Source organism: Leucobacter sp. WKLB1 (genome assembly GCF_059696215.1).
In genome coordinates this window covers 1,770,078-1,786,838 of the sequence record NZ_AP046115.1, presented here as the reverse complement: position 1 = coordinate 1,786,838, position 16,761 = coordinate 1,770,078, and the positions used below count along the sequence as shown (strand labels likewise).

Sequence of the window (16,761 nt, the reverse complement as noted above, 5' to 3'; positions counted from 1 at the left end):
CGCGCGAGCGCAGAAGGAGAGAACGATGAGCAAGCGAGAGTGGGGGATCGAGGATCCTTCGGAGACGTACTGGTACAACTCGCGCACCGGCGACATCGAAGAGGGGCCGCAATCGCTTTCGGTCGACCGCATCGGCCCGTTCGCCACACGGGAAGAAGCTGCCCGTGCCAATGAGATCGTCGCCGAGCGCGCTCGCGCCTGGCGTGAAGAAGAATCGGCTGACGACTGAGACGTAACACGATCGTCATGGTCGCGGGATAGTCTGAGGCCAGCGGTGCGCGCGGGCCTTTCAGGGCGGCGCGCACGAGTGCAACATCCTGAGCAACGGACGGAGGAAGCGTGAGCAAGCAGCGAGATTTTGTTCTGCGCACGATCGAGGAGCGCGGTGTCAGGTTCGTTCGGCTGTGGTTCAGCGACGTCTCGGGCACGCTGAAGTCAGTCGCGCTCGCACCGGCAGAGGTCGAGGGGGCGTTCAGCGAGGGCATCGGCTTCGATGGCTCAGCCATTGAAGGCCTGACGCGCGCGTACGAGTCCGATCTGCTCGCGGTTCCGGATCCCTCAACCTTCCAGCTGCTGCCCTGGCGCAGCCAGTCGGCGCCGACCGCGCGCATGTTCTGCGACATTCGTACGCCGAACGGTGAACCCGCCGTCGCCGACCCGCGCAACGTGCTGAAGCGCACGCTTGCCACGGCCGCGGAAGAGGGGTTCTCCTTCTACACGCATCCCGAGATCGAGTTCTACCTGCTGAAGTCGAAGGACTTCGATGATCGTGGGCCGGTTCCCGTGGACCGTGCGGGCTACTTCGACAACGTTCCCGGCGGAACAGCGCACGATTTCCGGCGCGAGAGCGTCAACATGCTGGAAGAGCTCGGCATCTCGGTGGAGTTCAGCCACCACGAGGCCGGTCCGGGCCAGAACGAGATCGACCTGCGATATGCCGATGCGTTGACGACCGCCGACAACATCATGACCTTCCGCACGGTTGTCAAAGAGGTCGCCATTGCGCAAGGCGTGCATGCGACCTTCATGCCGAAGCCGCTCGCAGGGCACCCGGGATCGGGCATGCACACGCACCTCTCGTTGCTCGAGGGCGATACGAATGCGTTCTACGACCCGGGCGCCAAGTACCAGATCTCGCAGACCGGACGTCGGTTCATTGCCGGCCTGCTGCGTCATGCCCCAGAGATCACCGCAGTCACCAACCAGTACATCAACTCGTACAAGCGTCTGTGGGGTGGTGATGAGGCCCCGTCATTCGTGAGCTGGGGGCACAACAACCGCTCCGCACTCGTGCGCGTACCGATGTACAAGCCGGGCAAGGGCGATGCCGCACGCGTCGAATACCGCGGCATGGACAGCGCAGTGAACCCGTATCTCGGGTTCTCGATGCTGCTCGCCGCAGGTTTGAAGGGCATTCGCGAGGAGTACGAGCTGCCGCCCGAGGCCGAGAACAACGTCTGGGCGTTGAGCGACGGCGAGCGTCGCGCGATGGGGTTCGATCCGCTGCCGACGAGCCTCGACCACGCGCTCGCCGTGATGGAGCGGTCAGAGCTGGTCGCCGAAACGCTCGGGGAACAGGTCTTCGCCTACTTCATCCGCGACAAGCGCCGCGAGGTCGCCGAGTACCGCAGCCAGGTGACCCCGTACGAGCTGTCGTCGATGCTCGACACCATCTGACGCGTAGTCTGGACGTATGGCACGGGAGCACGCGACGATCACCCTCTCCGAGATCGCACGTGCGGGGTTTCAAGACCTCGGCGAGGCCCGCGACTCTCTGACGACGCTGGGCACTCAGCTCGGCTACCCGCCGAGCGCGTTTCTCCCTGCACTGAGCGCTGCCGCTGACCCGGATGCGGCGCTGCGGAGAGTGCGCCGGTTGGCAGATCAGCACCGGGAGGTGCTGAGCGAGATCGATTTCGCCGAGTTCGGCACATTGTGCCTGCTCGTGGGCGCTTCGCCCGCTCTCGGCGATTTTTTTGCTCGGCACCCCGACCGGCTGGTCGAGATCTTGCGCGTCGGCGGGGCCGTGGTCGATGCTGAACGCGCGCGGGTCGAGCTTGCCCAGGCCGTCGTCGACCCATCCGACGGTTCGGTGCGGTGCGGTGAGGCAGGTTGGATCGCGCTGCGCGCCCGGTACCGAGAACTGCTCGCCACACTCATGCTCTACGACCTCGACGCCGGGCGTCGAGGCGTTGCCACCGAGGTCTTCGAAGCGGTCGCCGCTTCGCTCTCGGGCCTCGCCGCAGCGGCGATCGACGCGTCGTTGACGGTCGCGCGCGCAACGATCGCCAGTGGTGCATCTGGCCCAGCGGCGAGCCAAGAACGGCTTGACGCATTGCGCTTGGGAATCGTGGCGATGGGCAAGTGCGGTGCCGGTGAACTCAACGTCGTCTCGGACGTCGACGTGGTGTTCGTCGTCGACAGCGCCGACGACGATGTGCTCGACGGCGATGCGCTGATCAGGCTGGGTACGCGGCTCGCGAGTGAAGTGATGCGCGGCATCCATGATCCCGCGGTCGAACCGCCCCTGTGGCAACTCGACGCGAACCTGCGCCCCGAGGGGCGGCACGGCGCACTCGTGCGCACACTGAGCTCCATGCGCTCGTACTACGACCGCTGGGCCAAAGCGTGGGAGTTTCAGGCGCTGCTCAAGGCTCGGCCCCTCGCGGGCGACCTCGAGCTCGCGGCCGAGTTCGTGGATCAGACCCGCGAGGGCGTCTGGGCTTCAGCTGCTCGTGACGACTTCGTCGGGTCGGTGCAGCGGATGCGCGAACGCGTGACCGAGCACATCGCCGATGCAGATCTCGACGTTCAGTTGAAGCTCGGCCCAGGAGGGCTCCGCGACATCGAATTCAGCGCCCAGCTGCTGCAACTCGTGCACGGTCAATACGACGAGCGCCTCCACGTCGCCGGTACGCTGCCGGCCCTGCGTGCGCTGGTCGAGGGTGGATACATCGCACGAGGCGACGGGGACCGGCTCGCCGCGGACTATCGGCAGCTGCGGGTGCTCGAGCACCGATTGCAGTTGCGAGACCTCCGCCGCACAGCCCTGATGCCGGTCGACGAGCATGGGCTTCGTGTGCTCGCTCGCGCGAGCGGACTCGCGAAGAGTGCTTCAGAGTTGCAGCAACACTGGGAGCACATCAAGCGAGAAGTGCGTGAACTGCATGTCAAGATTTTTTACGCCCCACTGCTGAGTGCCGTTGCCGCGTTGCCGGAGGAAGAGCTCGTGCTCGGCAGTGCAGCGGCTCGGGCTCGCCTCACGAGCATTGGATTCTCGGACCCCGACGGCGCGATGCGGCATATGGCGGCACTGACGCGCGGCACCACTCGTCGTGCGCGTATCCAGCGCAATCTCATGCCCGTTCTTCTGCAGTGGTTGGCCGAGGGAACCGACCCAGACTTCGGTCTACTGGCGTTTCGACGAGTCAGCGAGGCAAATCGGGAGTCGCCCTGGTATCTCCGACTGCTGCGTGACGGAACCGAGGCAGCCGAGCGTCTCATGCGTGTGCTCTCGAACTCCCGATTTGCCGCTGACCTGCTGGAGTCGGTGCCCGAGGCAGTCGCCTGGTTGGAGCGCGATGAACGTTTGCAACCGATGCCGCTGCCGATGCTCTTCGATGAGATGCGCGCAATCGCTTCGCGGCGCGCAGGCCTCGACTCCGCAGCCACCGCGTTGCGCACCGTGCACCGACGTGAAGTGCTTCGCCTGGCGCTCGGGCGCGTGGTCGGCGCCATCGACGACGCAGCCGTTGCAGCTGGGCTTGACTCCGCGCATACGGCGCTCCTCGACGCACTGCTCCTCGCCATCCGCGCCGAGGCGTCACCCGGCTCGTCGCACGGGCTCGAGATCGCGCTCATCGGCATGGGACGATATGGCGGGCGCGAACTCGGCTTCGCGTCAGACATCGACCTGGTCGCCATCTATCGGGCCGGAACGGGGACGCCGAACGACACCGCGGCGCGCGAGGCGGTTCGACTCGTCTCAGAACTCCGGCGTGCCGTCGCCGACCCACGCTTTCCCGTCGATCTCGACTTCGATCTGCGACCCGAGGGCAAGAACGGGCCAATGGCCCGAAGTCTGGACGCGTCACGGGCCTACTACGAGCGGTGGTCGGTGACGTGGGAGGCACAGGCGCTCCTGCGCGCGCGCTTCGTCGCCGGCGATGCACAGCTCGGCGCCGATTTCATCGCGCTCGCTGATCAGATCCGCTATCCGGCTACATTCGGCGAGGCTGAGACGCGCGAGGTGCGACGCATCAAGGCCCGTGTCGAGGCGGAGCGCCTGCCGCGCGGTGCGGATCCCAAGCGCCATCTGAAGCTGGGGCCCGGTGGCATCAGCGATGTCGAGTGGCTGGTGCAGCTGCTGCAACTGCGTGGTGCGTCTCAGCATCCCGAACTCAGAACGGTGTCAACGGTGGGGGCACTGCGCGCGGCGACTGAGCTCGAGCTCCTCACGACAGACGATGCGGAACACCTCCTCGAATCCTGGAGGTTCGCGAGCCGGGTGCGCACCGCATCGAAGCTGTGGACCGGACGAGGCTCGGATTCACTGCCGACCGACTGGAACGATCTCGCCGGAATCGCCGGAGTACTCGGCCTTCCGCGCGACCGTACGTCAGAGCTCGAGGAGCAGTGGTTCGGGGTAGCCCGCCGCGCGCGTGCTGTGGTGAATCGCGAGTTCTTCGGATACGACGACGACCCCCGATTCCCATTGCACTGATTCGATCCTTCAGCGCCTGGGCGACTCCCGCGGTCACGCTATGCAATATTTACACGGCGTTCACACTCGGGGCTAGCGCAATTCGTTATCGAAGTGTAATTTGATCGTTATGCAGTACTTACAAACATTCCTTGAGGCGTTGCTCGCAGAAGACGGCGCCGAGTTCGAAGACGAACTCGAGTCCTAAGTCCCTCCCACCCGTTGACGACGACGTCATCGGTACGAACGAGTGAGCCCCGCTGACCTGAACCGGTCAGCGGGGCTCACTCGCTTCTCCGAGAGATCAGACGCCGTAGTACAGCTCGAACTCAAACGGGTGCGGGCGGAGCGCCATCGGAGCGATCTCGTTCTCGCGCTTGTACGAGATCCAGGTTTCAACGAGCTCTTCCGTGAAGACGCCGCCCTCGAGCAGGAACTGGTGGTCGGTCGACAGCGCATCGAGCGCCTCTTCGAGCGATCCTGGAACCTGAGGAATGTTTTTGGCCTCCTCGGGTGGCAGCTCGTACAGATCCTTATCGATCGGATCCATCGGCTCGATGCGGTTGCGGATGCCGTCGAGGCCCGCCATCATCTGTGCGGCGAACGCGAGGTACGGATTACCCGACGCGTCAGGGGCGCGGAACTCGATGCGCTTTGCCTTGGGGTTCGACCCGGTCAGGGGGATGCGCACTGCGGCCGAGCGGTTGCCCGCCGAGTAGGCAAGGTTCACCGGAGCTTCGTACCCCTTGACCAAACGGCGGTAGCTGTTGATCGTCGGGTTGGTGAACGCGAGCAGCGCAGGGGCGTGGTGCAGAATGCCGCCGATGTACCAGCGGGCGATGTCGGAGAGCTGCGCGTAGCCGTTCTCATCATAGAAGAGCGGCTCGCCGCCCTTCCAGAGCGACATGTGCGTGTGCATGCCCGAACCGTTGTCGCCGAAGACCGGCTTCGGCATGAAGGTAGCGGTCTTGCCCCAGAGCTCAGCCGTGTTCTTCACCACGTACTTGAACTTCAAGACATCGTCGGCAGCCTTGACGAGGGTGTCGAAGCGGTAGTTGATCTCTGCCTGGCCGGGTGCGCCCACCTCGTGGTGCGAGCGCTCCAGCTCGAGTCCGGCTTCGATGAGTCGCAGCGAGATGTCATCGCGCAGATCCGCCTGCTTGTCGACGGGGGAGACGGGGAAGTAGCCGCCCTTGTCGGGAGTGGTGTTGCCGAGGTTGCCACCCTCGACCTTGCGAGCCGAGTTCCAGTTCGCCTCTTCGGAGTCGATTTCATACATCGTGCGACGCGGCGTCGTCTCGTACCGCACGGAGTCCAGAATGTAGAACTCGGCTTCAGGCGCGAAGAACGCGGTGTCGGCTATGCCGGTCGAAGCCAAGTACCGCTCGGCCTTCTTGGCGACCTGGCGGGGGTCCTTCGAGTAGATCTCACCCGTGCGAGGGTTGAAAATATCGCAGATCACGATCAGCGTGCGCTCGGCGCGGAACTGGTCGAGGTACGCCGTCGTGACGTCGGGGATGAGCTGCATATCGGACTCGGCGATGCCGGCGAACCCGCGAATGGAAGAGCCATCGAACATCTGGCCGACCTCGAAGAAATCTTCGCCTACCGTCGCTGCGGGAATGTTGAAGTGCTGCTGCACCCCCGGCAGGTCGGTGAAACGAATATCGACGAACTTGACGTCGGTTTCCTTGATGAAGTCGATGACTTCCTGCGGGGTAGTGAACATGCTGCTCCTCGGGTGTTGTTCGGCCAGAGGCATTCGGTTCCTCAGCGCGCCGATCGTGTGGTTCCACCCTACGCGAGCATGATTTCAAAACCATGAGTCCCATGTTTCGCGCGTGTTACGCGATGTTCATCGGCGTGCACTCGGCGAACACTGCTGAGCAGGATCGCTTAGCCGCGAAGGAGCACGGTTCCAGCGATCTTGTCGTGGAACGCACGCTGATCTGAATCCCACACCAGTACAGGGATGACGAGGCAGAGCAGCAGCGTGCGAACGACTGGGCGCCACAGGCCGACCCACCCGCCGGTCAGCGGCACAACACGCAGACCGAGCAGCCGGTGGCCGAGAGACCCGCCGATCGTCGGAATGAACACGACCTGCATGACGGCGAAGACGACCACATTCCAGAGCTCGGGGTGCAACCCACCGATCAACAGGTACGCCGGGAGGGCGGCAAGCGCCCAATCGATCAGGATCGCCAGAACTCGGCGACCGAAGCGAGCTACCGAACGCTGCCCGGTCTCCGGGAGTCCGAGTCGTTCGCCAGGCCACTCGCTGGGTTCGAGTTCTCCGAATCGCTGCGGCGACGATGCGGGCATTGGTTAGCGGGGCCGCTGTGAACGGACGCGGTTCGGATCCATGCCCTTGGGGATGCCGACCGGGGTGCTCTGGAGCGAGGAAAGCCGGCTGTGGACGGCATCGACTTCTGCACGACTCATCACCGTCTTGAGCTTGACGAGCGTGCGAGACAGCTTCGGCAGCGGCACCCCGTCACCATCAGGGCCGACATACAAATGCACAACGGCAACATTGCGGAGTGCGCGCTTCACTTTGCGCTCTTCGTCTGCGGCCATGCGCTGCGTGCGCTGTTTCGACCCCTCAGAGATGAGCACGACTCCACCGCGGCCGACGACGCGATACACCGCATCCTGTGCGCGGTTGATCGCGACCGGAACTTCGGAGCCGCGCCAGGATCGACGCAGCGCGCTCTGCACAACCGCGCCCACGGCGCCGGGGCGACCGGAAATCTGCTCATACGCGGTGTGCTCTGCGCGACGGCCCAGCACGATCATTACCAGGAGGATGCCGACGAGTACGCCGGTAATGGGCCACAACACCCACGCGAACCAGCTGCCGGGAAGCAGCCAGGCGAGGAGCACCGCCACGAGAATCGGAGCGATGAAGCACACCAGCAGGATCCACGGCAGATTCGTGTCGTGCACCTTCGTGGTGCGGTAAATCTCGATCATCTGCCGGATTCGGCCGTTGCGCTTCGCCTGCTCTGCTGCCATACCCTCCAGGATACCGGCAAACGAGGGGAGTGTTGACGAACTCTGCGCGGACGGGCGGCCAGTAAAGGCTCGACGCGCGCACACTCACGGCTCGGAGCCGATTCGCTTGACTTGTGCACATTCACGCACGAGTACGCAGGGCGATGGCGGATCGCGCGGCAGGCTGCCCTACATGAGCCAGGGATCGACTTCACATGCTGAGCCGGATCTGCCGCGCGATGCTGCGCGCAGCCGGCCGCGCTCGCCTGGCACGACGCATGCGGGCGCGGCGCAGGCGCTCGTGAATACGGCGTGGCAGTGGCTCGAATCGGCGTGGGAGCGACGCGCGACTGGGCGATGTGGCGTGCCGAGAGGTGCAGAGCGTCGGCACCGACGATTGGGCCACGATCTGGGCTGCGTCGGACTCGGCCTGCCCTTGCATGAGCTCCGACGCATGCTCCGACGGGCTGACACCGTCGAAGTCGCAGACGTGCTGGGCGACGTGATCGGTCTCGCCGCCGCAGAGCTGGCGAACCCTCGACAGCCGTGGTCTGTCGAGCGGGCGCGTGAGGCGGTCGCTGCGGAGTGCGAACGAAAGTTCGAGTTCGTCAATCACGAGTGGCCACCGCGGAGTGCCGAGATTTCGACGGAAAAAGCGCTGCGCCGCGGTCGATTCACAGAACGACCGCGGCGCAGCGCGTAACGGGGTGAGCGTGAGCCCAGAGGCGTTAGATTCCGAGGTTGCCCTCGAACTGTCCGGCCTCGAGCCGTTCGCGCACGAGCGACAGGAAGCGTGCCGCGTCCGCACCATCGACGATTCGGTGATCGTACGAGAGCGCGAGGTACACGGTCGACCGCACCGAGATGGAATCACCCTCGGGGCCCGAGATGACGACCGGCTTCTTCACGACTGCGCCGGTGCCGAGAATCGCGACCTGCGGCAGGAAGACGAGCGGGGTGTCGAAGAGCGCCCCACGCGATCCCGTGTTCGTGAGTGTGAAGGTGCCACCGCTGAGCTCATCAGGCGTGAGCTTGTTATCGCGCGTGCGAGCCGCGAGGTCGGCAATTTCGCCCGAGATCTGGGCGAGGTTCTTCTCGCCGGCCTCCCGCAGCACCGGCGTGAGCAGCCCGCGCTCGGTATCGACGGCGATGCTGATGTTCTCGGTGTCGGGATACACGATCGAGTCGCCGTCGACGGTGGCGTTGATGATCGGGTAGGTGCGAAGCGCCTCTGCCGCTGCAAGTGCGAAGAACGGCAGGAACGAAAGCTTCGAACCGGACTTCGCCAGGAACTCGTCCTTCTTCTTCTGCCGCAGTTGGGCAATGCGTGTCACGTCAACTTCGACCACGGTCGTGAGCTGGGCCGTCGACTGCAGCGACGCCACCGCGCGCTCAGCGATCACCTTGCGGAGACGGCTCATCTTCTGCGTCGTGCCGCGCAGCTCGGACACCTCGACGGTCGGTGCCGAAGCAGCAGGAGCCGCGCTTGCTGCACCTGCGGGTGCCGCGACTCGCTCTGCAGCGGCCAGCACATCCTCCTTGCGGATTCGACCGCCAACGCCGGTGCCGGAGATGGTGCCGAGATCGACGCCCTTTTCATTCGCCAGCTTGCGAACGATCGGCGTGACGTACCCGGCGTTGCTCTCGGTTTCGGCGGGAGCGGCGTGCGAGGCCGCGGGAGCCGGAGCCGCAGGTGCGGAGCTGACCGGAGCCTCGACTGCAGATGCAGGTGCAGGTGCTGCAGGTGCAGCCGGCGCCGGAGCCGCAGCGGGCGCCTCGGGAGCAGCCTCAGCGGCCGGAGCCTGACCGGCCGGCGCCGACGGTGCCGCACCGCTGCCGATGCGCGCGAGTTCGGCGCCCACCTCGATGGTCTCGTCTTCTTGTACGAGGATTTCCTGGAGCACCCCAGCGATCGGTGAGGGCACTTCGGTATCGACCTTGTCGGTCGATACCTCAAGCAGCGGCTCATCGACCTCGACGGTGTCGCCCACGCTCTTCAGCCAGCGGGTGACGGTGCCCTCAGTGATGCTCTCACCGAGCGACGGCAGGGTGATGCTCTGCGAATCGCCGCCCGCGGGAGCAGGTGCCGACTCGGCTGCCGTCGCTGCCGCGGGAGCGGGCTCTGCGGCAGCGGGCGTCTCGGCCGCGACCGGCTCAGGGGCCGATGAGGTTTCGGCCGGGGAAGCTGCAGGCGCTGCTGCTGCAGAACCGCTCCCGTCTCCGACCTTGGCGAGCACGGCTCCCACTTCTGCGGTCTCGTCCTCTTGCACGAGAATCTCCTCGAGCACGCCCGCGACGGGCGACGGGATCTCGGTATCGACCTTGTCGGTCGAGACTTCGAGCAACGGTTCATCGACCTCGACGGTGTCGCCGACGTTCTTCAACCAGCGGGTCACCGTGCCCTCAGTCACGCTCTCGCCCAGTGCGGGGAGGACCACCGATTCACTCATCGTGCATATCTCCGTTCGTAGTAATCAGTCTGTGCGCAGCGCTTAGATGGCGTGCAGCGGCTTGCCGGCGAGCTTCAACATGGATTCGCCGATCGTCTCGTTCTGTGTCGGGTGGCCGTGCACGAAGGGGGCGACATCTTCGGGGTAGGCCTCCCAGTTCACGATCAGCTGCGCTTCGCCGACCAGCTCGCCGACGCGGGCGCCGATCATGTGGACGCCGACGACGGGGCCGTCAACCACGCGCACTGCCTTGACGCTGCCCGCCGTGCCGAGAATCGAGCTCTTCGCGTTGCCGGCGAGGTTGTATTCGTAGCTGACGACGCGGTCGTCGCCATACTGTGACTTCGCCTTCGCCTCGGTCAGGCCGACCGAAGCGATCTCGGGGTCGCAGTAAGTGACCTTCGGGATATTGACGTCTTCGACGATGACGGGATTGAGGCCAGCGATCTCCTCCGCGACGAAGATGCCCTGCTGATAGCCGCGATGCGCAAGCTGCAGTCCGGGAACGATGTCGCCGATGGCGTACACACCCGCAACGTTCGTCGAGAGGCGCTCATTCGTGAGCACGAAGCCGCGGTCCATTTCGATGCCGACCTCTTCATAGCCGAGGCCCTGGGTGACGGGCCCGCGTCCGACGGCGACGAGCAGGTAATCAGCCTCGACGGTGTTGCCGTCTTCGAGAGCGACGGTCACGGTGTTGGCGTCCTGGGTGACCGACTGGAAGCGGACACCGAGCTTGAAGTCGATGCCGCGCTTGCGGAAGGCGCGCTCAAGCTGCTTCGAGATCGACTCCTCCTCGTTCGGCACGAGATGGGGGAGACCCTCGATGATGGTCACCTCTGCACCGAACGACTTCCAGACGCTCGCGAATTCGACGCCGATGACGCCGCCGCCAAGAATGGCGACGCGCTTCGGGATCTCCTGCAGCTCGAGAGCCTGCTCACTGGTGATCACGCGACCCTCGATGGCGAGGCCGGGGAGCGACCGCGAGAAGGAACCTGTCGCGAGCACCACGTTCTTGCCGATGATGCGATCTTCGCCCACCTGCACCGTGTTCGCGGCAACCAGCTTGCCCTCGCCCGCGATCACCGTGATGTTGTTGGCTTTCAAGAGGCCCTGGAGGCCCTTGAACTTGCCGGCGACGAGGTTCTCGCGGAACCGCGTGACGCCCGCGATGTCGACGCCCGAAACGCTGGACAGTACACCGTATTTCTCGCCTTCGCGGGCGACATCCGCAATCTCTGCGGAGTGCAGCAACGCCTTCGTCGGGACGCAGCCGCGGTGCAAGCACGTGCCGCCCAACTTGTCCTTCTCGATGACGGCGGCGCTCAATCCCAGCTGTGTCGCACGGATCGCCGCGGCGTAGCCGGCGCTTCCGCCGCCCAGAACCACGATGTCAAACTGCTGATCGGCCAAGTGGGGTCTCCCTCGGAATACTCGCAATGTGAAGGGCGTCCGAAATGTGCAGGGCGCGCCTTGACCAGCCTACACCGGAGCGCCCGAGTACCATTGCGCAGGGTTTCGCTGAGGGCGTGATGATTTCGCGGCTCAGGACGCGCGCCGTTCGTAGGATTGAAGCGTGACGGAATCGATCTTTTCTGCTGATTACTCGGAACGCCGAGCTCGGGTACCGCGCGGCCTGCCCCTGGTCGTGGCGATGCAGGGCCTGAGCGATGCCGGCGGCGCGATCGCGCAGCTTGAAGAATTCCTCTGGAAGCACGGTGAACCCGAAGAACTGGTGCGCTTCAACGCCGATCTGCTGCTCGACTACCGGGCGCGACGTCCCATCATTACGTTCGATGAAGATCACTTCGTCGACTATGCCCCCGAAGAGTTGACGCTGTCTTTGCTGCGCGACGAGCTCGGTGCCCCGTTCCTGTTGCTCAGCGGCTACGAGCCCGATTTCCGATGGGAGCAGTTCATCGACACGGTCCTGCTGCTTGTGCACGAGTTTGAGGTCTCGATCACGGTCTGGTCGCACGCGATCCCGATGCCCGTACCCCATACGCGGCCGATCTCGATGACGGTCAGCGGCTCTCGCGATGATCTAATCGAAGCGCGATCTGTGTGGAAGCCGACCACGAAGCTCTCGGCCTCGGCGTCGCATGTGCTCGAATACCGCTTGCACGGGCTCGGTGAAGAGGTGGCTGGGTTCGCCTTGCTGATCCCGCACTACCTGGCGAACACGGACTACCCAGATGCGCTCTACTCCGCGCTTGATGGCATCATGGCGGCGACCGGGCTTATTCTCCCCACCGATGAGGTGCGACGGTTGGCGCGACAGTTCACCGCTCAGGTCGACACGCAGATCGCAGAGAACGAAGAGTCCGCGGAGATGGTGCGCAACTTGGAGCAGCGCTATGACGCATACATGGAAGACCAGAGCCCGCGATCGCCCTTGGTTGCGGAAGACGGTTCGATCCCGACGGCCGACCAGCTCGCCAGCGAGTTGGAGCGGTACCTGGCGGAGCACCAGCGTCGCCGCCCCGAAGACGACGCTCCGGAAGCGTTGTGAAAATAGCACCCGGCGCGTCGAGTGGCAAGAACTTCCTGGGGTCCGTGCAATAATTGACGTGCAGCCCATGCAATCCGGCTCCCATTCTCGCTCGCGGGAATACGCCGGGCTTGACATGGGTTTTCATGCTGTGAGCACCTGACGGCGATTTCACCGTCAGCACAGGCCGAGATCTGAACGAGAGAGGCGGCTGCGTGGCAACTGCATCCACGACCACGACTCGAGCATCCAAAGCGGGTGCGACCCAGCAGGCAGGACAGACCGAGGAGGCCGGCGAGATGACCGAGACCACTGCGGCTCCGCGCAAGACGGCAGCAGCCAAAAAGACGACTGCTGCGGCGAAGAAGGCATCAACGGCGGCGAAGAAGCCAGCCGCGACCAAAGCGAAGCGCACGACGAAGAAGACCGAGGACGAGATCGATCTCGACGCTCCCGAGGTCGATGAGGAAGCCGAAGCCGCTGAAGAGGAGAAGGCGGCTCCGGTGATCACCGAGCCGCTGCCGACCGGGGCGATCGTGCTGAAGGCCGGTGACGAGGAAGACGTCCCGACCATCACGACCGCGATCCCCGGTGCGACCGCCGATCCGGTGAAGGATTACCTGAAGCAGATCGGCAAGGTGGCGTTGCTCAACGCCGCTGAAGAAGTCGAGCTCGCCATGCGTATTGAGGCCGGCCTGTTCGCTGAAGAGAAGCTCTCGACGGAAAAGGGTCTGGCGAAGAAGCTTGAGCGCGAGCTCAAGTGGGTGGCCCGCGACGGCCAGCGCGCGAAGAGCCACTTGCTCGGAGCGAACCTCCGCCTCGTCGTGTCGCTTGCAAAGCGCTACACCGGCCGCGGCATGCAGTTCTTGGACCTCATTCAAGAGGGCAACTTGGGTCTGATCCGCGCGGTTGAGAAGTTCGACTACACCAAGGGTTTCAAGTTCTCGACCTATGCGACCTGGTGGATCCGTCAGGCCATCACGCGCGCTATGGCCGATCAGGCGCGCACGATCCGTATTCCGGTACACATGGTCGAGGTCATCAACAAGCTCGCCCGTGTGCAGCGGCAGATGCTGCAGGATCTCGGTCGCGAGCCCACGCCTGAGGAGCTGAGCCGTGAGCTCGACATGACGCCTGAAAAGGTCGTCGAGGTGCAGAAGTACGGGCGCGAGCCCATTTCGTTGCACACGCCGCTCGGCGAAGATGGTGACAGCGAGTTCGGTGACCTCATTGAAGACACCGAGGCGGTCGTTCCGGCTGACGCGGTGGGCTTCACGATGCTGCAGCAGCAGCTCGAACAGCTGCTCGATTCGCTCTCGGAGCGCGAGGCGGGCGTGATCCGCATGCGGTTCGGCCTGGGCGACGGTATGCCGAAGACGCTCGACCAGATCGGTGACACCTTCGGCGTCACGCGTGAGCGTATTCGCCAGATCGAATCGAAGACGATGGCGAAGCTGCGGCACCCGTCGCGCAGCCAGCAGCTGCGCGATTACCTCGACTAAGTGATTCGCGGCGTCGATCGACGCCCATGAGAAAGGGCCCCGGTGAAGATCGCTTCACCGGGGCCCTTTCTGTCTCGCGAGTTACGCGTTGAGCTTATGGGTCTCGTCGTGCCAGGTCTCCGCCATCGGGCGCAGCTTCGACTCGTGCTTGTTCGCGTGATGCGCGCAGAAGAGCAATTCGCTTCCGCCCAGCAGCACCCGGACGTATGCCTGCGCACCGCAGCTATCGCAACGGTCCAGCGCACTCAGGGGACGATCTGCGGACTCAACCTCTTGGGTTCGATCCTGCTCGAGTGTCGTCATGGCATCCTCCTCTTCCTTCATCACTACGCCACCATCCAAGCACGACCTCCCGAGAATTCCCGCATTCTGTCACCGTGGTTCGCTGACCGCGTAGCCCGGGGAGTCGACCTGGGCACTCGCCGGATCACCTGACCGCCGATGTCCGTGGTGTGGCCTAGGGTAGATCCGTCATCAACCTGAGGAGATCCGAGTCGTGGCAGATTCCAGCTATTCCGCGAGACATCTCACCGTGCTCGAGGGGCTCGAAGCGGTGCGAAAGCGGCCGGGCATGTATATCGGCACCACCGATTCGCGTGGATTGATGCACTGCCTCTGGGAAATCATCGACAACTCGGTCGATGAAGCGTTGGGTGGGTTCGGCAATGCCATCGGCGTGGTACTGCACGATGATGGCAGCGTCACCGTTGCCGACAACGGCCGCGGCGTACCCATCGATATCGAGCCCAAGAGTGGGCTCAGCGGCGTCGAACTCGTCTACACGAAGCTGCACGCGGGAGGTAAGTTCGGTGGCGGTGGCTACCAATCGTCGGGTGGCCTGCACGGTGTCGGTGCTTCTGTGGTGAACGCGCTCTCCTCACGGCTCGATGTCGAGGTCGACCGAGAGGGCAAAACCTGGGCGATGTCGTTCCGTCACGGCGAGCCCGGGATCTTCGCAGGCGAAGGCCCTGACAGTGCTTTTACGCCCTTCGAAGAGGCGTCTGAACTCCGCGTGGTCGGCAAGGTGAAACGGGGGGTTACCGGAACGCGTGTTCGCTACTGGGCCGACCCGCAGATCTTCTTGGCGTCGGCACGATTCGAGCCGGAGTCGCTGGTCGCGCGCGCGCGGCAGACGGCGTTCCTCGTTCCGGGCCTGGCGATCGCGATCACCGATGAACGGTCAGAATCCCGAGGCGACGACGGTGTCGCTCCCGTGCATGAATTCGCGTACGAGGGTGGCATTTCGGAGTTCGTCGACTTCCTCGCGGTCGATGCGCCGCTGACCGAGACCTGGCGCGTCACTGACACGGGCACGTTCCGCGAGACCGTTCCGGTCATGGACGCGGAAACGGGCCATCTGGTTTCACGGGAAGTCGAACGCGATTGCGAGGTCGACGTCGCGCTGCGCTGGGGAACCGGGTACGACACCGAGATTCAGAGTTTCGTCAATATCATCTCGACCCCAAAGGGCGGCACGCACCTCACTGGTTTCGAGCAGGGGCTGACCCGCTTCTTCCGCAAGCAGATCGAGACCAATGCTCGGAAGTTGAAGGCGGGAAGCGACAAGCCGGAGAAGGATGACATTCTGACCGGGCTCACCGCGGTCGTGACCGTGCGGGTCCCCGAACCCCAGTTCGAGGGGCAGACGAAAGAAGTGCTCGGCACTGCAGCCGTGCGCGCGATCGTGACGAAAGCAATCGTTCAGGGGCTGACCGAGCGCTACGAGTCCACGAAGAAGACCGACAAAACCCAAACGGCAGCGCTGCTCGAGAAGATGGTCTCGGAGATGAAGGCGCGGATCGCGTTGCGCGCACAGCGCGACACCGCGCGACGCAAGAGTTCGCTGGAGAGCTCGTCATTGCCAGCGAAACTCATCGATTGCCGCTCCAAAGAGGTCGCCGAGACGGAACTGTTCATCGTCGAGGGTGACAGCGCGCTCGGCACGGCCCGCCCGGCCCGCGACAGCGAGTTCCAGGCCCTGCTTCCGATTCGCGGCAAGATTCTGAATGTGCAGAAGGCTTCGGTCGCCGAAATGCTCAATAACACGGAGTGCGGCGCCATTATCAAGGTGCTCGGCGCGGGTTCGGGGCGCGACTTCGAACTCGAATCCGCACGTTACGGCAAGGTCATCCTGATGAGCGACGCCGACGTCGACGGTGCGCACATTCGCACACTGCTGCTCACGCTGTTCTTCCGCTACATGCGACCGATGCTCGAAGCGGGTCGCGTGTACGCTGCCGTGCCCCCGCTGCATCGCGTCATCGTGCAGAATGCCGGCCGGAAGCCCAATGATGTGATCTACACGTACAGCGAACGCGAACTCAACGCCTTGCTCGCTGATTTGAAGAAACGCGGAAAGAAGTACCAGGAGCCGATCCAGCGCTACAAGGGCCTGGGCGAGATGGACGCAGATCAACTCGCGGAGACCACGATGGATCGAGAGCACCGTGCGCTGCGGCGCGTTCGCGTCGAAGACGCCCACTCGGCCTCCCAGATCTTCGAGTTGCTCATGGGCAACGATGTGGCACCGCGCAAGGAGTTCATCATCGAGAACGCCGATGATCTGGATCGCGAGCGCATCGACGCCTAACCCGTGCGAGGCGTTCACCCCGACGT

General features: G+C 64.3%; 13 protein-coding genes. 7 read left to right on the top strand and 6 right to left on the bottom strand.

What is annotated here, in order from left to right; all coding sequences use genetic code 11:
• The first annotated feature begins 25 nt into the window (after nt 1-25).
• From ACZF5Y_RS08095 to ACZF5Y_RS08085, 3 genes are all read left to right on the top strand, one after another.
• Nucleotides 26-229, top strand: coding sequence for a hypothetical protein (locus ACZF5Y_RS08095; RefSeq protein ID WP_053353106.1), 204 nt, complete (start codon nt 26-28; stop codon nt 227-229).
• A 110-nt stretch (nt 230-339) separates the two neighbouring features.
• Nucleotides 340-1,677 carry a type I glutamate--ammonia ligase gene (gene glnA, locus ACZF5Y_RS08090; RefSeq protein WP_053353105.1) on the top strand — a complete coding sequence of 446 codons (1,338 nt, stop codon included), beginning with the start codon at nt 340-342 and terminating at the stop codon, nt 1,675-1,677.
• Between the two features lie 16 nt (nt 1,678-1,693).
• The gene (locus ACZF5Y_RS08085; protein WP_497535271.1) at nt 1,694-4,723 is read left to right on the top strand and encodes a bifunctional [glutamine synthetase] adenylyltransferase/[glutamine synthetase]-adenylyl-L-tyrosine phosphorylase; all 3,030 of its coding nucleotides are present in this window, start codon (nt 1,694-1,696) and stop codon (nt 4,721-4,723) included.
• Between the two features lie 283 nt (nt 4,724-5,006).
• Here ACZF5Y_RS08085 and glnA (ACZF5Y_RS08080) read toward each other — a convergent pair whose 3' ends face one another.
• From glnA (ACZF5Y_RS08080) to ACZF5Y_RS08070, 3 genes are all read right to left on the bottom strand, one after another.
• Entirely contained in the window at nt 5,007-6,431 is a 1,425-nt protein-coding gene (gene glnA, locus ACZF5Y_RS08080; RefSeq protein ID WP_497535269.1) for a type I glutamate--ammonia ligase, read from the bottom strand.
• A gap of 167 nt (nt 6,432-6,598) precedes the next feature.
• Nucleotides 6,599-7,027, bottom strand: a complete 429-nt coding sequence (locus tag ACZF5Y_RS08075) for an RDD family protein (protein WP_497535268.1) — start codon at nt 7,025-7,027, stop codon at nt 6,599-6,601.
• A 3-nt stretch (nt 7,028-7,030) separates the two neighbouring features.
• The gene (locus ACZF5Y_RS08070; protein WP_497535267.1) at nt 7,031-7,720 is read right to left on the bottom strand and encodes a DUF4191 domain-containing protein; all 690 of its coding nucleotides are present in this window, start codon (nt 7,718-7,720) and stop codon (nt 7,031-7,033) included.
• Nucleotides 7,721-7,892: 172 nt separating this feature from the next.
• On the opposite strand from ACZF5Y_RS08070, the gene ACZF5Y_RS08065 reads away from it, so the two are divergent.
• Nucleotides 7,893-8,402 (top strand): hypothetical protein, encoded by a 510-nt coding sequence (locus tag ACZF5Y_RS08065; protein WP_497535266.1) that lies wholly within the window; start codon nt 7,893-7,895, stop codon nt 8,400-8,402.
• Nucleotides 8,403-8,427: 25 nt separating this feature from the next.
• Here ACZF5Y_RS08065 and sucB read toward each other — a convergent pair whose 3' ends face one another.
• Nucleotides 8,428-10,149, bottom strand: a complete 1,722-nt coding sequence (gene sucB, locus ACZF5Y_RS08060) for a 2-oxoglutarate dehydrogenase, E2 component, dihydrolipoamide succinyltransferase (protein ID WP_497535265.1) — start codon at nt 10,147-10,149, stop codon at nt 8,428-8,430.
• A 42-nt stretch (nt 10,150-10,191) separates the two neighbouring features.
• Nucleotides 10,192-11,565: a dihydrolipoyl dehydrogenase gene (gene lpdA / locus ACZF5Y_RS08055; protein ID WP_497535264.1), complete on the bottom strand. Its 1,374-nt coding sequence runs from the start codon at nt 11,563-11,565 to the stop codon at nt 10,192-10,194.
• A gap of 163 nt (nt 11,566-11,728) precedes the next feature.
• Between lpdA and ACZF5Y_RS08050 the strand changes: the two genes are divergently transcribed.
• The gene (locus ACZF5Y_RS08050) at nt 11,729-12,664 is read left to right on the top strand and encodes a proteasome assembly chaperone family protein (RefSeq protein ID WP_497535263.1); all 936 of its coding nucleotides are present in this window, start codon (nt 11,729-11,731) and stop codon (nt 12,662-12,664) included.
• Nucleotides 12,665-12,858: 194 nt separating this feature from the next.
• Nucleotides 12,859-14,145 carry an RNA polymerase sigma factor gene (locus ACZF5Y_RS08045; RefSeq protein WP_497535262.1) on the top strand — a complete coding sequence of 429 codons (1,287 nt, stop codon included), beginning with the start codon at nt 12,859-12,861 and terminating at the stop codon, nt 14,143-14,145.
• 81 nt (nt 14,146-14,226) lie between these two features.
• Here the strand turns inward: ACZF5Y_RS08045 and ACZF5Y_RS08040 are convergent, their stop codons facing one another.
• Entirely contained in the window at nt 14,227-14,448 is a 222-nt protein-coding gene (locus ACZF5Y_RS08040) for a DUF7455 domain-containing protein (RefSeq protein ID WP_053353570.1), read from the bottom strand.
• Between the two features lie 193 nt (nt 14,449-14,641).
• On the opposite strand from ACZF5Y_RS08040, the gene ACZF5Y_RS08035 reads away from it, so the two are divergent.
• Nucleotides 14,642-16,735 carry a DNA gyrase/topoisomerase IV subunit B gene (locus tag ACZF5Y_RS08035; protein ID WP_497535261.1) on the top strand — a complete coding sequence of 698 codons (2,094 nt, stop codon included), beginning with the start codon at nt 14,642-14,644 and terminating at the stop codon, nt 16,733-16,735.
• Nucleotides 16,736-16,761 lie beyond the last annotated feature (26 nt).